We start from the raw sequence: 20,415 nt of genomic DNA on the forward strand, positions 1-20,415 counted from the left end.
AGAAAGCCTTCTCATAACGTTATGAGAAGGCTTCCTTTTTTAAATATTTTCTTTTTCAACCTCAACTTTAGCTTTTTTTACAGCAATAGGCTTAATCGTTTTTGCTTTTGGGGCAGCAACTAGTACTTCTTCCTCCTTAATATATGGCGTAATAGAATCATCTTGAGTAGCGAAAACAACTTTTTTAACCAGTTGCTTTGCGAATTTCTCGATTACTTTTTCCGTTTTTTTTGATTTGCCGTATTGATTAACCAATTCGTTAAATGCAAGAGCTAATTTCGATTCTAATTCTTTACGTAGCTTTTTATTTGCCGAATGACTTTTCGACTTGGATTTATTCTTTTTCATCTAACTTATGGGTTTCCACAAAGATAAAAAAACAGAAAGTTAAGTTAATATTATGATTATGTTAACGGAAAGTCACTTCGTTAACATTAAAATTTCCTGTGGTTTAAGAGATCGGATAAATTTTACCAATAAAATCGTTACTAATCTATAGTGACAAGCGTTATGTTTATGATTGCTGTGCTTTAACTGCTAGGCAGATCATAGGATGAAAAGAAGTTTGATGACGGGGCATCAGCACAGAACTGCTCTGCAAATATAATTCTTAACACTTAAAAATTAACGCCTGGTGCCACATCACCACCTAAATCCATGGTGTTTTGAAATGCTTCCAGGTAGCCCAACAAATGGCGTTCGGCATTGGCATAAGAAGTAAATGTGGAAGCCGGTACATTGGCTTCCTGTTCACTGGAATTTTTAAAGTACGAGTTCACTTGAAAACTGAAATTTTTATCATCATTAATCGGCGACAAGATCCTGGCCTTTACCGGATGACCATGAATTTCGACAAAGAATTCTTTAATAACGGTATATATGATAGCGGCCATTTGTTTATTATGCTTAGTGCATAAAAGTACGTCAAATAAGGTATTAATATACTTGTTATCGATAAGATAATATTGTTTTAATTCTTGGTTAACTTTAATTTAACATGAAGAGGTTTTTTATTTATTACCAGGTTCATAAGCATATACCACCTGATATTTAAGGTTTTTAAGGTTGGTGGCTATCTGGCCTATTTTTAAGTTTTGTGCCTGTGGTGTGGGTTCGCAGTAAGAATATTTCTTGCCTTTATAAGTAACTGCTTCACCAATTGGCTTGTCGAACTGTACGGCAATGGTTAAATGTTTAGGGTATAACAAAGCAATCATCGGCAGGTTATATATTTCCTTTACCAGGTAAAAAAATAATGCAGCCCGGTCATCACAATCGCTATATGTACTCAGTAATGTTTGTTCTGGAGAGAAACGTTTTTCTTGACCAAAGTTTTCACCATCATCTTCGTATAGGAACCCATAACGGGTAAATCTCATCAGGTAGTCAACACCTGTTTTCTGATCCATATGTTTAAGATTTTCTTTCAGTGTGGGAATAAGAGAACCATAGGTTTCTCTGCTTAGCGGAATATTAAAATAGCTCTCAAAATCTACTATCGGGTAGTTTTTGAAAATGGTTTGTACATCCTGATTTACTTTTAGTTTGAAATGATGTATTTTCTGACGGTAGCTAAACTCAATGTCTCTTTCCTGATAACTTTCGGGCTTAAAATCGGGCATCCTGGTTACCTTATAAGAGAAAGGATTTTTAGCCTCCGGAATTGAAATTTTAACAGGCTTGTAAGCATCGGCTTGTTTAAATAGTTTGCCATAATCATGGTAATTTAAGCACATGAACTTTTGCCCTTCAATCATAAAAAATGGAATATCGCTAATGTCCTCTTCATTTCTCACATAAAAGATGACCTGATCATTGCCTACTGCTAATCTTGCATCGTAGCCGCATTTACTCAATAAAAACCATTTGTATAAAGTATAGCCAAAATAGTTATCTGCTTTTGGACTAATCTGTTCGGCTGTTTTACGGATCAGTTGGTAATAAATCCAATCGTTTAAATTGTATTTTTTCTGGTATTTTTCTAAAGATGAAATAACCGATGCGTATCGGGCAGAAGAGATTTGATGGTAAAAGTTTGAAACAGCTGAAGTTGTTGCCGTTTGAGGTATGGGAAAAACCACTGAAGAATCGACACTAAAATTAAAGGTCCCATCATAAAACTCGAAAGCATATTGCTGTCCCTTTAAGTTGATGGTATTCATCATCAGGCCAGTGAACACAATAGTCCTCAAAATGTAGATGTAAACTCTTCTTTTCAAACCACATGATATTTGGTTATATTAAATTTACTTATTATTAATATAAAAGCAACAATTTCTTTATGTGAATAATATTGCTGCTACTTAACATGTTGTTAACACGAATTCTGTATACGGCTCTACTGGAGTTTTTTTGCATTAGAAATTACGGGTGTCAGCAATTCTGCCCTATATATTAATAAATTCTATAAATAACATTTCATTAATACCAATTTAACATGGTCAGCCTACTTTTGTGGCATAAATATTTGGTTAGTATTTATAAAGTTTAGGTTAGTTGATAATAAAAAACCCAGATGGATGTCTGGGTTTTTTTATTGCTATAAATTATAGGTTCTTGCCTAGTTTTTCCAAAATTTCTGGTGGAATACTATGTGTATCAACCACTAAGAAACCGTCTAAACAATCAGAAAACTTAGGATCGATATTGAACGAGATGATTTTTGCATTCAGGTTCATGTACTGCCTTAACAATACCGGAATCTTAATATGCGTGTTTTCAATGTCTCCTATAATGCTATCCAGATCTTTAAAAGATTCGCTGCTGTCAACCAGGGTATCGGTAGAGATAGGCAGTAAATCGGCTTTAAATTTGTTTCTTGGCTTTACATATTTGGCCATCTCGTAATCGAAGTGGTTTTTGGTAATGTAATCAACAATTAAAGCCTTGCTAAATTTCGAAAAATTATTGCTGATACTTACCGGGCCGAACATATAACGGTACTGTGGGTTATCGATCAGATATTTTAAAATGCCTTTCCACAATAAGAACAGGGGCAGTGGCTTGCCCTGGTATTCTTTTCTGATCCAGGATCTGCCCAATTCGATGCCCTGTCTTAACATCGGGTAGAACTGATCTTTCATTTTAAAGAGTTCAGAAAGGTAAAAACCACGGCGACCCATGCTTTCTAAAATCTCATCACCCTTACCAATACGGTAGGCACCTACAATATTTTCTAAATCTTTATCCCATATAAATAAGTGGTTATAGTAGATATCATAATTGTCGAGGTCAATTTTTTTATTGGTACCCTCACCAACCTCGCGGAAAGTAATTTCCCGCAGACGGCCAATTTCTCTTAAAATATTCGGGATTTTTAAAGTTGGGACAATATATACCTCATAATTTTTCTCTGTCCAAACCCTGAAATCTTCCAATAGCGCAACCTCATCTTTAATTAAGAGCCTCGAAGTTTCTTCAATTACCTCGGCAGGTTTCTTTTTAATCTTAAATAAGTTTAATGGGTTAAAGAGTTTTTTCTCTATATCTAAACCAATACCAAGTGCATAGGTACGGGCCCTTAAAAAGTCCATCAGCTTATTGCTGCTGTTCATATGCGAAATTTCAGATACAGCTATTGGCTTACCAATACGGACTTTAATGGTGCGACCATGTTTATTCAAAAATTCTGAAGGTAGTTTTGCTGTACGCAGGGTAGGGTGTATAAAACTCAAAATATTAAAGAAAACCCCATTATTGCCATGGAAATATATCGGTACAACGGGTACTTTAGCTTTAGCAATCAGTTTTCCAACCACAGGATGCCACATCCTGTCGGTTACCTGCTGCGCATCTAATTTAAAGGTAGAAACCTCTCCTGCAGGGAAAATACCAATTGGTGTTCCGTTTCTAAGCAGATCAAAAGTTGTTTTTAACCCACTGATACTGGAAGAATGCTGCACATTTTCGAAAGGATTCACCGCCACAAAAAACTCATCCAGGTTTGGTATTTTTTTCAAAATAAAGTTAACCATTACCTTGGCATCCGGTCTCACCGTACACAATAGTTTAACCAGGGCCAAACCTTCTACACCACCATAAGGGTGATTTGCAATGGCAATAAAAGGGCCTGTTTTCGGAATGCTATTTAAATCATCATTATCAAATTCTATAGAAACGCCAATGGTTTCTAATATTTTGTCAACAAATTCTAAGCCTTTAAAATGTTGATTTTGAGCAAATACGTCATTAATGTCGTTCAGTTTCATGATCTCCATCATCAAACCTGCTAAACCTGGTACACCTAGCTTATCTATCTTTGTTGCTTTCGCAAACTCAGATGTAGTTATGATCTTCATATAAATTCTTAGATTGTTGATAGACAAAACCTATTCGGTTTTGCAATCCCAAAAATAAGATTTATATTTATAATACACATGTCATATCGCATCAATGAGAATTTGGTTCAACAAAAATTTTGGTGTTAGCAAAAGTGAATTCAACGGGTTACTTTTTCTGGTGGCTATTATTCTTGTCATTAAGGCCGTTCCAGTTATATATGGCTATTATCAGCCGGTTCAGAAAGATGATCCGAATCTCTTAGCGCAAATTCAGCAGATCAGTATAAAAGATCAGGCATATGATCATGCGGTTCGAGATCGGATTGAAGGTTCCAGCTACAAAAAAATAGGCAAGCTGTTTAAATTTAATCCCAATACATTAGATAAGAAAGGTTGGGAAACATTAGGCCTATCGGCAAAACAGGCGCAATCAATTGTGAATTATACCGCAAAGGGCGGCAGATTCTATAAAGCTGAAGATCTTCAGAAAATGTATACCATTTCGCCAGAAATGTATAAAAAGATGCTGACATATGTTAACATACCCGATCAGCCCCTTAAAATCTCAAAAAATGATGCGCTTTCTGAAAAAAAGGAATATGTTAAGAAAGCTTTGGTAATTGTTGATATCAATACGGCAGACTCTACGCAGTTAGATGAGATTAAAGGTATCGGCGGGACTTTTGCGCTTAGGATTATTAAATACCGCGAACGTTTAGGTGGTTTTTACAAAAAAGAACAACTTCTTGAAGTTTATGGTTTAGACTCTAATAAGTATGCGGAGATTAAAGACCAGATTAAAATTGGTAATGCCCCTTTAAAAACAATCAATATCAATACCGCAACTTTTAACGATTTAAGGCGCAATCCATATCTTACTTTTAAACAGATTAATGCCATTATTCAATACCGAAGGCAGCATGGCAGTTATACTGGGGTATCTGATCTAAAAAAGATTATTCTTCTAAACCAGCAGGTGATCGATAAAATAACACCTTATATTTCTTTTTAAAAAGTATTCATTTTTAGTTTTGGAAAGCAAAGCCTGTATTACATAGCAAAGTTTCTCCCTGCTCTTCGCTTTACTCCGTTGCACTCCGTGTTCGCTGCGATCAGGTTTAAGCACACACGATAGTGCTTAGACTCCTGGAGAACAATCTTAATTCATATGCTATTTCTGCATTGTGCAACCCCAAATCTGCTTACCGGCCGTGCCACCTAAACCTAATGGAAGCGGGCACGCAGTAAAGCGTACAGTGGGACTACATTATCCTAAACCCTTCCAAACCTGCTTTCCTAAAAAACGAACCACATTTAAAAATTGCTTTTTTTTGGAAAGCAAAGCCTGTAGTACATAGCAAAGTTTCTCCCTGCTCTTCGCTTTACTCCGTTGCACTCCGTGTTCGCTGCGATCAGGTTTAAGCACACACGATAGTGCTTAGACTCCTGGAGAACAATCTTAATTCATATGCTATTTCTGCATTGTGCAACCCCAAATCTGCTTACCGGCCGTGCCACCTAAACCTAATGGAAGCGGGCACGATTAATCGGAGAGTGTGATTGCATAATCCTAAATGCTTCCAGATCGGCTTTCTTAAAAAAGTACTTAAATAGTCCTTAGCTTTTGGAAAGCAAAACCTGTGTAAATAGTAAAGTTTCTCCCTGCTCTTCGCTTTACTCCGTTGCACTCCGTGTTCGCTGCGATCAGGTTTAAGTACGCAGGATAGTGCTGTAAACTCCTAGATGATAATCTTAAATGCATATTATTTTCTGCACCCCGCAACCTCAAATCTGATTACTGGCTGCGCCACTTAAACGCAATGGAAGCGGGCACGATTAAAGCGGACAGTGGGACCGCATCATCCTAAACGCTTCAAACTTGCTTTCCTAAAAACAAACCATATTAAAGATTTTGAGCTGTTAATGTTTTATCCTTATTCAATTGAAACCTATTTTCCAAAATATTCAGTTGAAGTTGTAAAATAAATAACAAAAACTTTCGCTGTTTATTTCGAGGTTTAAAATTAACCGATAAACTAATTGAACCGAATACCATTTCATTCTGTAACGGCACAAATCTTTAATGGTAACTAACTATCAAATAATTGTTTATAATTGCCCCTAACTAACTATAAATATAATATTTAATGAGCGTAAGCTTCGATTTTTCAGAAACAGAAACTCAGCAAAGTGTAAAGGCTATGGTCCGCGATTTTGCAGAGAAAAACATCCGTCCACATTTAATGGATTGGGATGAAGCACAGCATTTTCCTGTAGAGTTGTTTAAACAACTCGGGGAATTGGGCTTGATGGGCGTTTTGGTTCCAGAAGAATATGGCGGCTCAGGTTTAGGCTATCAGGAATATGTTGATGTCATTGTAGAAGTAGCCCGGGTTTGTGGTTCAATCGGTTTATCATTAGCCGCACACAACTCTTTATGTACCGGCCATATTCTGGCATTTGCCAACGAAGAACAAAAGCAAAAATGGCTACCTAAACTGGCTACGGCTGAGTGGATCGGTGCCTGGGGATTAACTGAGGCCAATACCGGCTCGGATGCCCTCAGAATGATGACCACGGCGGTTGAAGATGGCGATGATTACATCATAAACGGTGCAAAAAACTGGATTACCCACGGCAAAAGCGGCGATATTGCAGTAGTGATGGTAAGAACTGGCGAACAGGGGAGCGCTAAAGGAATTTCAGCCATTGTGGTAGAACGTGGTACGCCGGGTTTTACCGCTGGAAAAAAAGAAAATAAACTGGGAATGCGGGCATCGGAAACCACAGAGATGATTTTTGATAATTGCCGGGTACCAAAGGCCAATCTGTTGGGCAACGTTGGCGAAGGTTTTAAACAGGCCATGAAGGTTTTGGATGGCGGAAGGATTTCCATAGCTGCATTGGCTTTAGGAATTGCAAAGGGGGCTTTTGATGCTGCAGTGGCTTATTCAAAACAACGGCAGCAATTTGGCCAACCCATCTCCAGTTTCCAGGCTATTAGTTTCAAACTTGCAGATATGGCAACAGAGATTGAAGCTGCGGAACTATTGATCCGCCAGGCCGCTGATTTAAAGAACAGGCATTTACCTATGACAAAAGAATCGGCTATGGCGAAATATTTTGCTTCAGAGGTTTCGGTAAAGGTAGCTACAGATGCCGTTCAGATATTTGGTGGCTATGGTTATACCAAAGATTTTCCCGTAGAGAAATTTTATCGTGATAGTAAATTATGTACAATAGGCGAGGGCACATCAGAAATACAAAAGATTGTAATTGCCCGCGAAATATTATCGAGGTAGCGGGTAAAAAGTTTATGGTTAAGGCAAATGTTCGCCCCCTAAACCTTACACCCTAAGCCTTAAACCTTATTAAAAACCAAATATATTATGAGTAATCCGGATGGTTTAACTACCTCCGGATTTTTTTTTGCTGAAAATTTTAAAACCTCCCATTCAGATGTAATGTTTAACTAAAGAATAAAGAAATTAAGAATTTTCAGTTGGCAATTGGCAGTTACCGATGAACAAATGGCTACTAAACTAATGAACTATAAAATGGCAAAGTATTCAGAAAAAGCTGGTGAGAAAGTAGAAAAAACCATGCACGAAATGAAAGAAGGTAAGCTTAAAAGCGGATCAGGTAAAAAAGTGACTTCCAAAAAGCAGGCAATTGCCATCGGATTATCGGAAGCCAAAAAAGCAGGAGCAAAGGTGCCTAAAAAAGGTTAGGAGGTGGAAGGTTTATGGCGTGAGGTTAAAACTAAACGTCAGAATAATAATTTAACCTAAACCCTAAACCCTAAACCCTAAACCCTAAACCCTAAACCCTAAACCCTAAACCCTAAACCCTAAACCCTATTGAGGTAAATCTTTCGAAGTTAAAATGCTATCTACTACGTAAACACTAAATCCGCGCCATGGCAAGGCGTGTTTATATTCTTTGTAATGTAATTCGAAAAATTTGCCGCTATTGGCCATCATTTTTTCAGCAATTTCCTGATTGGCAATAGAAAATTCGAATTCGTTGTTCTGTAGCGTACCCGTTTGTCGCGATTTTATGCCGCTCTGAATTAATTTGCCTTCATAGGTTTTAAATACATAGCCTTTCTTTACTACATAATTTAATTCACCTGCTTTAACGCCTTCGCCAAAAACAAAGAAATACCGATAGTAGCAAATGATTACCAGTATAATGACGACTACAATTGCGATAATGGAGCCTACTTTTTTGCCTGTTGTCATAAGTATATTGTATATATAAATGTAGGTAAACAACAGTTTAGTTCAATCAATGATTTAAATAATATTTCTTTTTTTAAAATCTTTCTCATTTTCAATATTTTGCTTACATTTGCAGCCCCGATAACACGGGAAATTTAAAAACCACGAGAGGAGGTATTTCAGCGTTATGATCATTATCAACATTAAAGACGGCGAATCATTAGATAAAGCCCTTAAACGTTTCAAGAAAAAGTTTGAAAAAACTGGTGTATTGAGAGAACTACGTAGTCGCCAAGCATACGAGAAAAAATCCGTTGCTCGTCGTACTGAAATTAAACATGCTGTTTACATTCAGAATATGAATCAAGATACAACTGCATAGTTGTTTAAGATATAAATACGTTAAAATCCTTCTGATGTAAATCAGGAGGATTTTTTGTTTTAAGGGAAATCAAAAACTTATAATAAACAATTCGTTAATGATTTCTTTATATCAAAACTATTTGTAACTTCATATCAATGCCCATAAAATGTTATTGAATGTTGCAAAAAAGTTTTATCACCTATTTAACTCACGAGAAGCGCTATTCTCAGCACACCATTATCGCTTATCAAAAGGATTTAGATCAATTTGAAGTATTTATTCAGGCATTGGAAATGGATTTTGCCGAAGTTAAACATCAACAACTTCGCGATTACCTGATTGAATTGATGGATGACGGACATTCAGAAAATACCATTAATAGAAAAATCTCTGCTTTACGGAGCTTTTACAAATTTTTACACCGGTTAGGAGAAATTGATCAAAACCCTGCGGTTTTAATTAAAGCGCCAAAAATACCCAAAAGGCTGCCGGTATTTGTAGATGCGCAGAAAATGGATCATTTACTGGATTCGCAGCACTATTTTGATGAAAGTTTCCCTTCTGTTCGCGATCATTTGGTTATCGAACTGCTTTTTGGGACAGGTATACGTTTAACTGAACTATTGCAATTAAAAGATACCGATATTGATCTTTATTCGGGAACGATTAGGGTATTGGGAAAAAGGAACAAAGAAAGAATCGTACCGATAAATAAACAGCTTATCAATCAGATCAATACCTATATCGATTTAAAAAAGTTGCAAAACTTTAATAACAATTTGCCAATATTAATCGTTACCAATACAGGTGCAGCGGCATATCCGAAATTAATATACCGTATTGTAACCTCATACCTAAACCATGTATCAACCAATGAAAAGAAAAGCCCCCACGTGTTGCGGCATAGCTATGCCACCAGCCTGTTAAATGCAGGTGCAGATCTAAATGCAATCAAAGAACTTCTGGGGCATGCCAGTTTAGCAACCACCCAGGTTTATACGCATAATTCGATCGAAAGATTAAAAACAATTTATAAACAAGCCCATCCAAAGGCGTAAAAAAAGGAGGAAAAATGAAAATCGGAGTTCAATCAATCCACTTCAATGCAGATAGTAAGTTGTTAGATTTTATACAAAAAAAAGCAAATAAGCTTGATCAGTTTTTTGACCAGATCATTAGCGGAGAAGTGTATTTAAAGTTAGAGAACGTAGATGATGAGGCGAATAAAATCAGTGAGATAAAACTCATCGTACCAGGAGGTACCCTCTTCGCTAAAGAACAATGTAAATCATTTGAAGAAGCCACAGATCTGGCCATCGAATCGTTAAGGAAACAGATTACGAAACATAAAGATAAAACAAGAGCAAAATTAAGTGAGCATAAGGCAATTTTAAGTGAGATCGAAGCCACTGACTATTAATAATCACTCAATCATAAATGTAAAGGAGCGGTGCATTTTAATGCACCGCTCTTTTTGTTTAGTTTTTTATGATTTTCGTCATGCTGAACTTCCGTCAGGCCGGTCGGACGGGTGCTTCAGCGTCTTTCCTGCTAGATAGATTCTGAAATAAATCTGATACCTAAGTCGTTTATTCGCTAAACATACATGGTTATTTTTGAATGTTTATATTAACGAGATCGTCATGCTGATCCGATACCTATCCAATTTATTTCTTCATCTTTCTTGTTAAACCACCTTGCTATAAAGCCCCTGAAACAAGTTCAGGGTGACGACCATTCATGCAATGCGCCTAATAACCCAGTTAAAGCATTATTAATCGAATTCAGGTTGATAGCTATCAGATTAGAGTAATGATAATTTAAAGAAACCGGGAGCTATTCGTACAAATTTCTATAAACCAATTTTATTTTTCTTTAGCAATTCCATGAAAAAATTGCCCGTCGTACATGAAATTTAACTTTTAATGAATTTAATCTATTTTTTATTTTCTGTTAATTATTGGGATTATAGATCGTAATCCCATTTAGAAGGAAAATGGATGCAAAAAAATGAAAAAAATATTCCATTTTAAGAGATTGATTATTAAGCTCCTTGAGTGATATGAGGCACATTAACCAAAATAACTTCATTATTTTTTTTCAAATTTATTTTGAAGTGAAATATAAGTGTGTATATTTGCATTCCCTTTCGGAAACGGCGTTAGGCCGGGAAGAAAAGGTTAGTTCTGTGAAAAGATAAAAGTTTTAAAAAAACACGTTAATAGTATGAAAAATGAAGATTTTTCGTATCATTGCAGAAAATTTAAAGCCTCCTTAGCTCAGCTGGTAGAGCAACTGACTTGTAATCAGTAGGTCATTGGTTCGATTCCGATAGGAGGCTCTTTTTATTTTAAAGTGTTAGCATTTTAAAGTAAAAGATGGGGAGATTCCAGAGCGGCCAAATGGGACAGACTGTAACTCTGTTATCGCAAGATTTCGAAGGTTCGAATCCTTCTCTCCCCACACTTTAAATGAATGACCAAATGTTTTAATGATAGAACAATTCTCTCATTCTTTCATTCAATCAATCACTGGTTTTTAAAAGCGGAAGTAGCTCAGTTGGTAGAGCGATAGCCTTCCAAGCTATAGGTCGCGAGTTCGAACCTCGTCTTCCGCTCCAATAGAATTAGAAAGTGGGCAGTTGTTGGTAACAGTTTTAATGTAATTAAAACGAAAAGCTGGAACTGGAAACTAAAAAGCCGACTTAGCTCAGCGGTAGAGCACTTCCTTGGTAAGGAAGAGGTCGTGGGTTCAATTCCCATAGTTGGCTCAGGTATAATAAAGCTTTGTTAAATCTGTTTAATAAGCAGAGTAGGCAAGGTTTTTTGTGTTGAAATAACAATAAATAAAAAAAATAATAAAAAGTTAACCTACTAATTAGTTATAAATAAAATGGCAAAAGAAAAATTTGACCGCAGTAAACCGCACTTAAACATCGGTACAATCGGTCACGTCGATCACGGTAAAACAACTTTAACAGCAGCTATTACAAAAGTTTTGGCTGATGCTGGTTTAACTGAGGCACGTTCATTCGATTCAATTGACTCTGCTCCAGAGGAAAAAGAAAGAGGTATTACAATCAATACAGCTCACGTTGAGTATTCAACAGCTAACCGTCACTATGCACACGTTGACTGTCCAGGTCACGCGGATTACGTGAAAAACATGGTTACTGGTGCTGCTCAGATGGACGGTGCAATTATCGTTGTTGCTGCTACTGATGGTCCAATGCCACAAACTCGCGAGCACATCCTATTAGCTCGTCAGGTTGGTGTACCTTCATTAGTTGTATTCATGAATAAAGTGGATATGGTTGATGATCCTGAATTATTAGAATTAGTAGAAATGGAAGTTCGTGAATTATTATCATTCTACGAATTCCCAGGTGATGATATTCCTGTAATCCAAGGTTCTGCACTAGGTGGATTAAACGGTGATGCTAAATGGGTTGGTAAAATCATGGAATTAATGGATGCTGTAGATAGCTACATTCCAATTCCTCCACGTTTAACTGATCTTCCTTTCTTAATGCCTGTTGAAGACGTATTCTCAATTACTGGTCGTGGTACTGTTGCTACTGGTCGTATTGAGCGTGGTGTAATCAACTCTGGAGATCCAGTTGAGATCTTAGGTATGGGTGCTGAGAACTTAAAATCTACAGTAACTGGTGTTGAGATGTTCCGTAAAATCTTAGATTACGGTGAAGCTGGTGATAACGTAGGTTTATTGTTACGTGGTATTGAGAAAACTGATATCCGTCGTGGTATGGTAATCTGTAAACCAGGTTCAGTAACTCCTCACACTGATTTCAAAGCTGAGATCTATGTATTATCAAAAGCAGAAGGTGGTCGTCACACTCCATTCTTCAACAAATATCGTCCTCAATTCTATTTCCGTACCACAGACGTAACTGGTGAGATCTCACTAGCTGAAGGAACAGAAATGGTAATGCCAGGTGATAACGTTACAATCACTGTTAAATTAATTAACGCGATTGCAATGGAAAAAGGTCTACGTTTCGCTATCCGTGAAGGTGGTAGAACAGTAGGTGCTGGTCAGGTAACTGAAATCTTAGCTTAATTTTTAAGCTACACAATATAAAAAAGAGCTGGTTTAGGCTAGCTCTTTTTTAAATACACGGGAATAGTTCAACGGTAGAATAGAGGTCTCCAAAACCTTTGATCAGGGTTCGAATCCTTGTTCCCGTGCTAAACATAGTGATAGCGTGCAAGGATGAGTGAATGATTGAATTGAAAGCCAGTTTTTCAAACAATATCATTCACTCATTCTCATTCATTCATTCAATAATTTGATATGGCTAAAGTAGTTGAGTTTATAAAAGAATCGTACGATGAGATGACCAATAAGGTTACCTGGCCTACTTGGGGCGAACTGCAAAGTTCTGCAATCCTTGTATTGATAGCTTCTTTAATTATTGCATTGGTTATTTTTGCAATGGATAAAGGATCAACATTTGTGTTAGATACTTTTTATAAATCACTTTCTAATTAATATTTACTAATGAGCGATCTAAAGTGGTACGTTGTAAGGGCTGTTAGCGGTAAGGAAAAGAAAGTAAAACAGTACATTGATGCAGAGATCAGCCGTTTAGGTTTCTCTCATTTGGTTCCACAGGTATTAATTCCTATGGAAAAATATTACCAAATGAAAGATGGTAAAAAAATTGCCAAAGAACGTAACTTCTATCCAGGTTATGTTTTAATCGAAGCTACATTAGATGGAGAATTAGAGCATATCATTAAAGGAATCAACAGTGTAATCGGTTTCTTAGGTGATAAAGCCGGTAACCCAATCCCAATGCGCCAGGCTGAAGTTAACCGTATTTTAGGTGTGGTTGATGAAATGAGCGAGCAAGGTGAAACGATGAATGTTCCTTACTATGTTGGCGAAGGCATCAAAGTAATGGACGGACCTTTCAATGGTTTCTCTGGTATTATCGAAGAGGTAAACGAAGAGAAGAAAAAACTGAAAGTGATGGTTAAAATCTTCGGTCGTAAAACCCCATTGGAACTTAACTACATGCAGGTAGAAAAAGAGTAACTGCACTATTAAAATATTAAAAAGCTCCGAATATTCGGGGCTTTTTTTATGACCGTGAATTTGTTGTGATTATGATGTAGTAAGTAATAAATCTTAACATCTGTTCGTTAAATAAATAGCAGTTTAATTTCGGGGCTTCATCCTACATAAGAAGCAACATAAAATTAATTTTATCAATACTATTGTTTTACTGTAAGTTAATCCATATCTTTGCAGTCCTTTAAGCTTTATAGGAGCGGTAAGGAAATAAATGTTACATGCTTCCAATATTTAACATTGAGTTTTAAATAAACAAAAAACACAAAATGGCAAAAGAAGTCAGTGCAATGATCAAATTACAGATCAAAGGCGGAGCGGCAAATCCATCGCCACCAGTAGGACCTGCATTAGGTGCTAAAGGGGTGAACATTATGGAGTTTTGCAAACAGTACAACGCTCGTACCCAAGATAAAGCAGGTAAAGTATTGCCAGTTGTAATTACTGTTTATGCTGATAAGTCATTCGATTTCATCATCAAAACCCCTCCGGTAGCTATCCAGTTAAAAGATGCTACTAAATTACAGAGTGGTTCTGCTGAGCCTAACCGTAAGAAAGTTGGGTCGGTGACCTGGGACCAGATTAAAGTTATTGCTGAGGACAAAATGCCTGATTTAAATGCATTTACAATCGAATCAGCAATGAGTATGGTTGCTGGAACAGCACGCAGTATGGGAATCACCGTTTCTGGTGACGCACCCTGGAACAATTAATTAAAAAACAGTTTACAACAGTGGCGAAATTAACTAAAAATCAAAAAAAGGCACATGCTAAAATAGAAGCTGGTAAAGCTTATACTTTGAAGGATGCTGCTGCTTTGGTAAAAGAAATCACTACTACTAAATTCGATGCTTCAGTTGATATTGATGTATCTTTAGGTGTAGATCCGCGTAAAGCCAATCAAATGGTGCGTGGTATTGCTACTTTACCGCACGGAACAGGTAAAACTGTACGTGTTTTAGCTTTGGTAACTCCTGATAAGGAAGAAGAAGCAAAAGCAGCTGGCGCAGACTTCGTAGGTTTAGACGAGTATGTAGCTAAAATTGAAGGTGGTTGGACCGATGTAGACATTATTATCACTACACCAGCTTGTATGGCTAAGGTAGGTAAATTGGGCCGTGTTTTAGGTCCAAGGAACTTAATGCCTAACCCAAAATCTGGAACAGTAACTAACGAAGTTGGTAAAGCTGTAACAGAGGTTAAAGCAGGTAAAATTGATTTTAAAGTAGACAAAACGGGTATCATACACGCCTCGATAGGAAAAGTATCATTCCCAGCAGACAAAATTTATGAGAATGCACTTGAGATTATTCAAGTAATTTCTAAATTAAAACCATCTGCTGCAAAAGGAACTTATTTTAAGAGCATTCACGTGTCTTCTACAATGAGTCCTGGGATTGCAATTGAAACAAAATCAGTAGCGGGGATCTAATCATGAACAGAGAAGAAAAAAACGAAGTAGTTTTAGAACTACAAGGACAAATGCAGGAATTTGGCAATTTTTATATTGCTGATACTTCCAGCCTTTCTGTTGAGCAGATCAATAACATCCGTCGCAAATGTTTCGAAGGTGATATCGTAATGAAGGTTGCTAAAAACTCTTTAATCCGCAAAGCGATTGAAGGTTTAGACGGCGATGCTTCTGAGATATACGAAGCGCTTAAAGGTTCATCATCATTATTATTCTCAAAAACAGCTAATGCTCCGGCTAAGTTGATTAAAGCTTTGAGAAAAACATCTGATAAACCGGTGCTTAAAGCAGCGTTCATAGATTCATCAGTATATGTTGGCGATGACCAGTTGAATAACTTAGTAAGCTTGAAATCAAGAGAAGAGCTTATCGGAGATATCGTTGGATTATTACAGTCACCAGCTAAAAATGTTCTATCTGCACTTCAATCAGGCGGTAGCAAAATTGCAGGAATTGTTAAAACTCTTCAGGAAAGAGAAGGTTAACGAACACCTTAAGTTCGCAAATTAAACACAATTATTACACACGTAAATTTTTAAAATCTTAATAAAATGGCAGATTTAAAAGCGTTTGCTGAGCAATTAGTAAACTTAACAGTAAAAGAAGTTAATGAATTAGCTCAAATCTTAAAAGATGAGTATGGTATTGAGCCTGCAGCTGCTGCTGTAGTTGCTGGTCCTGCTGCTGGTGGTGATGCACCTGCTGCTGCTGCAGAAAAAACATCTTTTGATGTAATCTTAAAAGAAGCTGGTGGTCAGAAATTAGCAGTTGTAAAACTTGTTAAAGATTTAACTGGTTTAGGTTTGAAAGAAGCTAAAGACTTAGTAGACGGAGCACCAAAAGAATTAAAAGCTGGTGTTGCTAAAGACGAAGCAGAAGCTCTTAAAAAACAATTAGAAGAAGCTGGAGCAGTAGTTGAGATTAAGTAATCACTTAACTTAGCTAAGCTAAAAATGTATTAGACACCGACTGAAAATGTCGGTGTCTTTACCTGTTTATAAACACCTCATTTTGTTTGGTTAATGAGCCTGTTTGAAATTCGAACCAAACAAATAGTTTATTCTTAAACTAAAATCTTTTAGTCCATTGGCAAAGACAGTCGAACAAAGAGTAAATTTTGCAACAAGTAAGCACATTATAGACTATCCGGATTTTCTGGATGTGCAATTGCAATCATTCAGAGAATTTTTCCAGATAGATACTACATCAGACGATCGCTCTAGCGAAGGTTTGTTTAAAGTGTTTGCTGAAAACTTTCCAATAACAGATTCAAGAAATATCTTCGTATTGGAGTTTCTTGATTATTTTGTTGATCCGCCACGTTATGATATACATGAGTGTATTGAGCGTGGATTAACCTACAATGTTCCATTAAAAGCAAAGCTGAAGCTTTCTTGTAATGATGTAGAACATGAAGATTTTGAAACCATTATCCAGGATGTGTACTTAGGTACAATCCCGTATATGACACCAAAAGGTACATTTGTTATCAACGGTGCAGAACGTGTTATCGTTTCGCAGTTACACCGTTCTCCAGGCGTGTTCTTCGGCCAAAGCCGTCACACTAACGGAACCAAATTGTATTCTGCACGTGTTATTCCTTTCAAAGGTTCATGGATCGAGTTTGCTACAGACGTTAATAACGTGATGTATGCTTATATCGATCGTAAGAAAAAATTCCCAGTTACCACTTTATTACGTGCTATCGGTTACGATTCTGATAAAGATATCTTGGAACTTTTTGATCTTGCTGACGAAGTAAAAGTTAGTAAATCTGGTTTGAAGAAATATATCGGTCGTAAACTGGCGGCAAGGGTATTGAAAAAATGGGTTGAAGATTTTGTTGATGAAGATACTGGTGAGGTAGTTTCTATCGACCGTAATGAAGTGATTCTTGAAAGAGAAACCGTTTTAGAAGACGAACACATTGATATGGTTATCGAAGCTGGCGTAAAAAGCATCATCTTATCAAAAGAAGATGGCGCAAGTCAGGCTGATTATACCATTATATATAATACATTACAAAAAGATACCTCAAACTCAGAAAAAGAAGCTGTAGAAAACATCTATCGTGCTTTGCGTAACGCAGAACCACCTGATGAGGAAACAGCCCGTGGTATCATTGACCGTTTATTCTTTTCAGATAAACGTTACGATTTAGGAGATGTTGGTCGTTACCGCATTAACCGTAAATTAAAAATGAATACCCCTGATGAGGTTAAAGTATTGACAAAAGCAGATATTATTGCAATTGTGAAATACCTGATCAAATTGATCAACTCAAAAGAAGAGGTGGATGATATCGATCACTTGTCTAACCGTCGTGTACGTACGGTAGGTGAGCAATTGTACGCACAATTTGGCGTTGGTTTAGCCCGTATGGCCAGAACCATCCGTGAGCGTATGAACATTCGCGATAATGAGGTGTTTACCCCAACTGATTTGATTAACGCCCGTACGTTATCGTCAGTAATCAACTCTTTTTTTGGTACCAATCAGTTATCTCAGTTCATGGATCAAACGAATCCATTGGCAGAGATCACACACAAACGCCGTTTATCGGCCCTAGGTCCAGGTGGTTTATCACGTGAGCGTGCCGGTTTCGAGGTACGTGACGTTCACTATACCCACTATGGTCGTTTATGTACGATTGAAACACCAGAGGGACCAAACATTGGTTTGATTTCATCACTTTGCGTGCATGCAAAAATCAATAATTTAGGTTTCATTGAAACACCATACAAACGTGTTGAGGATGGTAAAGTAGTTGTAGATTCAGACGTTATTTATTTATCTGCAGAAGATGAAGATGGTAAAACCATTGCTCAGGCCAATGCAGAGTATGATGATAAAGGTAACTTTACTACACCACGTGTTAAAGCGCGTTACGAGGGTGACTTCCCGATTATTGAGCCTGAGAAATTAGACTTAATGGACGTTGCGCCTAACCAGATTACTTCAATCGCTGCTTCGTTAATTCCGTTCTTAGAACATGATGATGCGAACAGGGCTTTGATGGGATCGAACATGCAACGCCAGGCCGTACCATTGTTACGTCCTGAAGCACCAATCGTGGGTACAGGTTTAGAAGGTCGCGTTGCACGTGACTCCAGAACTTTGATCAACGCAGAAGGTGATGGTGTTGTAGAGTATGTTGATGCTAACGAAATCACCATTAAATATGAGCGTAACGAAGATGATCGTTTGGTTTCATTTGAAGGTGATAGCAAAACTTACCGTTTAATTAAATTCAAAAAAACCAACCAGAATACTTGTATCAACTTAAAACCAATCGTTAAGAAAGGTCAGAAAGTTACTAAAGGACAAGTACTTTGTGAAGGTTATGCAACTGAAAATGGTGAATTGGCATTGGGTAGAAACTTGAAAGTGGCATTCATGCCTTGGCAAGGTTTCAACTTTGAGGATGCGATTGTAATTAACGAGCGTATTGTTCGTGATGACGTTTTCACTTCATTGCATATTGAAGAGTTTGAATTAGAAGTACGTGATACTAAACGTGGAGAAGAGGAATTAACACCAGATATCCCGAACGTTTCTGAAGAGGCTACTAAAGACCTTGATGAAAACGGTATTATCCGTATCGGTGCTGATGTAAAAGAAGGTGATATTTTAATTGGTAAGATCACTCCTAAAGGAGAATCTGATCCTTCACCGGAAGAGAAATTACTACGTGCAATTTTTGGTGATAAAGCAGGTGATGTTAAAGATGCGTCTTTAAAAACTCCTCCTTCAATCCAGGGTGTGGTAATTGATACTAAATTATTCAGCCGTGCTAAGAAAACTACAAAAGCGGAGGAAAAATCAGCAATTGAGAAATTAGACAAAGGATATAACAATATCACTGAGAAATTAAAAGCAGAATTAGTTGACAAATTATTCACTATCGTAAATGGAAAAACATCTCAGGGTGTATTTAACATTTACAAAGAATTATTGGTTGCTAAAGGCGCTAAATTTACGCAGAAAATTTTAGCAGAGCTTGATTATAATCACATTAGCCCTAACAAATGGACTACTGATGATGATAAAAACGAGCTGATTAAAATGTTGCTTCACAACTACGGTATCCGTGTTAACGAAGAGCTAGGTGCTTACAAACGTGATAAATTCGCGATCAGTGTAGGTGATGAGCTTCCTTCAGGAATCGTACAGATGGCAAAAGTTTATGTGGCTAAAAAACGTAAATTAAAAGTAGGTGATAAAATGGCAGGTCGCCATGGTAACAAAGGTATTGTTGCACGTATTGTACGTGATGAAGATATGCCTTTCTTAGCTGATGGTAGTCCTGTTGATATCGTGTTGAACCCACTGGGTGTACCTTCACGTATGAACCTTGGTCAGATCTACGAAACCGTATTGGCATGGGCTGGTAAAGAATTGGGCGTTAAATTTGCAACCCCGATTTTTGATGGTGCTACGCACGATGAGGTGGAAGAATGGATCGCTAAAGCAGGAGTTCCTGCTTCAGGAAAAACCTACTTATACAATGGTTTAACAGGTGAGCGTTTCGATCAGACTACAACTGTAGGTATTATCTACATGTTGAAATTAGGTCACATGGTTGATGATAAGATGCACGCCCGTTCAATCGGACCATACTCATTAATTACACAACAACCATTGGGTGGTAAAGCCCAGTTCGGTGGTCAGCGTTTTGGTGAGATGGAGGTTTGGGCATTGGAGGCATTCGGTGCAGCTAATATTCTTCAGGAGATCTTAACCGTTAAATCGGATGATGTAATCGGAAGAGCCAAAACTTACGAAGCCATTGTTAAAGGTGAAAACCTACCAACACCAGGTGTACCAGAATCGTTCAACGTATTGGTACATGAGTTACGCGGATTAGGTTTAGATATTACGTTAGATTAACTAAGGTAGAGGGTAAAAAGGCAGAAGGTTGAGGGTTTAAATGCCCAGACCTTCCACCTTTCCACCCTCCGCCTTTAACCTTATACAAGA

General features: G+C 37.3%; 19 protein-coding genes and 5 tRNA genes. 19 read left to right on the top strand and 5 right to left on the bottom strand.

Features of this window, described 5'->3' with window-relative positions; genetic code table 11:
* Positions 1-39: 39 nt before the first annotated feature.
* The 4 genes from BLR60_RS17970 to BLR60_RS17985 all read right to left on the bottom strand — a co-directional run bounded on the left by BLR60_RS17970 (position 40) and on the right by BLR60_RS17985 (position 4,298).
* Positions 40-348 (bottom strand): hypothetical protein, encoded by a 309-nt coding sequence (locus BLR60_RS17970; RefSeq protein ID WP_090502344.1) that lies wholly within the window; start codon positions 346-348, stop codon positions 40-42.
* 269 nt (positions 349-617) lie between these two features.
* The gene (locus BLR60_RS17975) at positions 618-893 is read right to left on the bottom strand and encodes a hypothetical protein (protein ID WP_090502346.1); all 276 of its coding nucleotides are present in this window, start codon (positions 891-893) and stop codon (positions 618-620) included.
* Positions 894-1,010: 117 nt separating this feature from the next.
* Positions 1,011-2,219 (bottom strand): hypothetical protein, encoded by a 1,209-nt coding sequence (locus tag BLR60_RS17980; RefSeq protein WP_317039663.1) that lies wholly within the window; start codon positions 2,217-2,219, stop codon positions 1,011-1,013.
* 327 nt (positions 2,220-2,546) lie between these two features.
* Positions 2,547-4,298: a lysophospholipid acyltransferase family protein gene (locus BLR60_RS17985; RefSeq protein WP_090502350.1), complete on the bottom strand. Its 1,752-nt coding sequence runs from the start codon at positions 4,296-4,298 to the stop codon at positions 2,547-2,549.
* 94 nt (positions 4,299-4,392) lie between these two features.
* Here BLR60_RS17985 and BLR60_RS17990 point away from each other — a divergent pair, with 94 nt between their 5' ends.
* The 3 genes from BLR60_RS17990 (at position 4,393) to BLR60_RS18000 (ending at position 8,011) form a co-directional block, all read left to right on the top strand.
* Positions 4,393-5,292 carry a ComEA family DNA-binding protein gene (locus BLR60_RS17990; RefSeq protein WP_090502352.1) on the top strand — a complete coding sequence of 300 codons (900 nt, stop codon included), beginning with the start codon at positions 4,393-4,395 and terminating at the stop codon, positions 5,290-5,292.
* A gap of 1,135 nt (positions 5,293-6,427) precedes the next feature.
* Positions 6,428-7,582: an acyl-CoA dehydrogenase gene (locus tag BLR60_RS17995; protein ID WP_090502354.1), complete on the top strand. Its 1,155-nt coding sequence runs from the start codon at positions 6,428-6,430 to the stop codon at positions 7,580-7,582.
* Between the two features lie 255 nt (positions 7,583-7,837).
* Positions 7,838-8,011 (top strand): DUF6496 domain-containing protein, encoded by a 174-nt coding sequence (locus BLR60_RS18000; RefSeq protein WP_208600671.1) that lies wholly within the window; start codon positions 7,838-7,840, stop codon positions 8,009-8,011.
* A 126-nt stretch (positions 8,012-8,137) separates the two neighbouring features.
* Here BLR60_RS18000 and BLR60_RS18005 read toward each other — a convergent pair whose 3' ends face one another.
* The gene (locus BLR60_RS18005; protein WP_090502358.1) at positions 8,138-8,524 is read right to left on the bottom strand and encodes a hypothetical protein; all 387 of its coding nucleotides are present in this window, start codon (positions 8,522-8,524) and stop codon (positions 8,138-8,140) included.
* 166 nt (positions 8,525-8,690) lie between these two features.
* Between BLR60_RS18005 and rpsU the strand changes: the two genes are divergently transcribed.
* The 16 genes from rpsU (at position 8,691) to rpoB (ending at position 20,325) form a co-directional block, all read left to right on the top strand.
* Entirely contained in the window at positions 8,691-8,885 is a 195-nt protein-coding gene (gene rpsU, locus BLR60_RS18010) for a 30S ribosomal protein S21 (RefSeq protein WP_086549247.1), read from the top strand.
* 158 nt (positions 8,886-9,043) lie between these two features.
* Positions 9,044-9,925, top strand: coding sequence for a tyrosine-type recombinase/integrase (locus tag BLR60_RS18015; protein WP_090502360.1), 882 nt, complete (start codon positions 9,044-9,046; stop codon positions 9,923-9,925).
* Positions 9,926-9,939: 14 nt separating this feature from the next.
* On the top strand, positions 9,940-10,287 hold the full coding sequence (hpf, locus tag BLR60_RS18020; RefSeq protein WP_090502362.1) for a ribosome hibernation-promoting factor, HPF/YfiA family: 348 nt from the start codon (positions 9,940-9,942) through the stop codon (positions 10,285-10,287).
* Positions 10,288-11,135: 848 nt separating this feature from the next.
* Positions 11,136-11,208: transfer RNA gene (locus BLR60_RS18025), tRNA-Thr, on the top strand.
* Positions 11,209-11,247: 39 nt separating this feature from the next.
* Positions 11,248-11,330, top strand: a tRNA-Tyr gene (locus BLR60_RS18030).
* A gap of 81 nt (positions 11,331-11,411) precedes the next feature.
* Positions 11,412-11,487, top strand: a tRNA-Gly gene (locus tag BLR60_RS18035).
* Positions 11,488-11,565: 78 nt separating this feature from the next.
* Positions 11,566-11,637: transfer RNA gene (locus BLR60_RS18040), tRNA-Thr, on the top strand.
* Positions 11,638-11,759: 122 nt separating this feature from the next.
* On the top strand, positions 11,760-12,947 hold the full coding sequence (gene tuf, locus BLR60_RS18045; RefSeq protein WP_010601091.1) for an elongation factor Tu: 1,188 nt from the start codon (positions 11,760-11,762) through the stop codon (positions 12,945-12,947).
* A 57-nt stretch (positions 12,948-13,004) separates the two neighbouring features.
* Positions 13,005-13,075: transfer RNA gene (locus tag BLR60_RS18050), tRNA-Trp, on the top strand.
* 106 nt (positions 13,076-13,181) lie between these two features.
* Positions 13,182-13,379, top strand: a complete 198-nt coding sequence (gene secE / locus BLR60_RS18055) for a preprotein translocase subunit SecE (RefSeq protein ID WP_090502364.1) — start codon at positions 13,182-13,184, stop codon at positions 13,377-13,379.
* A 9-nt stretch (positions 13,380-13,388) separates the two neighbouring features.
* The gene (nusG, locus tag BLR60_RS18060) at positions 13,389-13,928 is read left to right on the top strand and encodes a transcription termination/antitermination protein NusG (protein WP_025143263.1); all 540 of its coding nucleotides are present in this window, start codon (positions 13,389-13,391) and stop codon (positions 13,926-13,928) included.
* A gap of 305 nt (positions 13,929-14,233) precedes the next feature.
* Entirely contained in the window at positions 14,234-14,677 is a 444-nt protein-coding gene (rplK, locus tag BLR60_RS18065) for a 50S ribosomal protein L11 (RefSeq protein ID WP_010601094.1), read from the top strand.
* A 20-nt stretch (positions 14,678-14,697) separates the two neighbouring features.
* Positions 14,698-15,396 carry a 50S ribosomal protein L1 gene (rplA, locus tag BLR60_RS18070; RefSeq protein WP_025143259.1) on the top strand — a complete coding sequence of 233 codons (699 nt, stop codon included), beginning with the start codon at positions 14,698-14,700 and terminating at the stop codon, positions 15,394-15,396.
* 2 nt (positions 15,397-15,398) lie between these two features.
* Positions 15,399-15,920 carry a 50S ribosomal protein L10 gene (rplJ, locus tag BLR60_RS18075; protein ID WP_090502367.1) on the top strand — a complete coding sequence of 174 codons (522 nt, stop codon included), beginning with the start codon at positions 15,399-15,401 and terminating at the stop codon, positions 15,918-15,920.
* 66 nt (positions 15,921-15,986) lie between these two features.
* Positions 15,987-16,364 (top strand): 50S ribosomal protein L7/L12, encoded by a 378-nt coding sequence (gene rplL / locus BLR60_RS18080; RefSeq protein ID WP_010601097.1) that lies wholly within the window; start codon positions 15,987-15,989, stop codon positions 16,362-16,364.
* Positions 16,365-16,521: 157 nt separating this feature from the next.
* A complete protein-coding gene (gene rpoB, locus BLR60_RS18085; RefSeq protein WP_090502369.1) occupies positions 16,522-20,325 on the top strand; it encodes a DNA-directed RNA polymerase subunit beta in 3,804 nt (1,267 codons plus the stop codon).
* The last annotated feature ends 90 nt before the right edge of the window (positions 20,326-20,415 follow it).

Origin of the sequence: Pedobacter terrae (assembly GCF_900100705.1) — a bacterium.
Taxonomy (GTDB): domain Bacteria; phylum Bacteroidota; class Bacteroidia; order Sphingobacteriales; family Sphingobacteriaceae; genus Pedobacter; species Pedobacter terrae.

Bases quoted from the DNA above. Each gene is read 5' to 3' on its own strand.
- tuf (WP_010601091.1), top strand. From the start codon at position 11,760: ATGGCAAAAGAAAAATTTGACCGCAGTAAACCGCACTTAAACATCGGT.
- BLR60_RS18015 (WP_090502360.1), top strand. From the start codon at position 9,044: ATGTTGCAAAAAAGTTTTATCACCTATTTAACTCACGAGAAGCGCTAT.
- rplL (WP_010601097.1), top strand. From the start codon at position 15,987: ATGGCAGATTTAAAAGCGTTTGCTGAGCAATTAGTAAACTTAACAGTA.
- hpf (WP_090502362.1), top strand. From the start codon at position 9,940: ATGAAAATCGGAGTTCAATCAATCCACTTCAATGCAGATAGTAAGTTG.
- BLR60_RS17995 (WP_090502354.1), top strand. From the start codon at position 6,428: ATGAGCGTAAGCTTCGATTTTTCAGAAACAGAAACTCAGCAAAGTGTA.
- BLR60_RS17975 (WP_090502346.1), bottom strand. From the start codon at position 893: ATGGCCGCTATCATATATACCGTTATTAAAGAATTCTTTGTCGAAATT.
- BLR60_RS17990 (WP_090502352.1), top strand. From the start codon at position 4,393: ATGAGAATTTGGTTCAACAAAAATTTTGGTGTTAGCAAAAGTGAATTC.
- secE (WP_090502364.1), top strand. From the start codon at position 13,182: ATGGCTAAAGTAGTTGAGTTTATAAAAGAATCGTACGATGAGATGACC.
- rplK (WP_010601094.1), top strand. From the start codon at position 14,234: ATGGCAAAAGAAGTCAGTGCAATGATCAAATTACAGATCAAAGGCGGA.
- rpsU (WP_086549247.1), top strand. From the start codon at position 8,691: ATGATCATTATCAACATTAAAGACGGCGAATCATTAGATAAAGCCCTT.
- rplJ (WP_090502367.1), top strand. From the start codon at position 15,399: ATGAACAGAGAAGAAAAAAACGAAGTAGTTTTAGAACTACAAGGACAA.
- BLR60_RS17985 (WP_090502350.1), bottom strand. From the start codon at position 4,298: ATGAAGATCATAACTACATCTGAGTTTGCGAAAGCAACAAAGATAGAT.
- BLR60_RS17970 (WP_090502344.1), bottom strand. From the start codon at position 348: ATGAAAAAGAATAAATCCAAGTCGAAAAGTCATTCGGCAAATAAAAAG.
- nusG (WP_025143263.1), top strand. From the start codon at position 13,389: ATGAGCGATCTAAAGTGGTACGTTGTAAGGGCTGTTAGCGGTAAGGAA.
- BLR60_RS18005 (WP_090502358.1), bottom strand. From the start codon at position 8,524: ATGACAACAGGCAAAAAAGTAGGCTCCATTATCGCAATTGTAGTCGTC.
- BLR60_RS18000 (WP_208600671.1), top strand. From the start codon at position 7,838: ATGGCAAAGTATTCAGAAAAAGCTGGTGAGAAAGTAGAAAAAACCATG.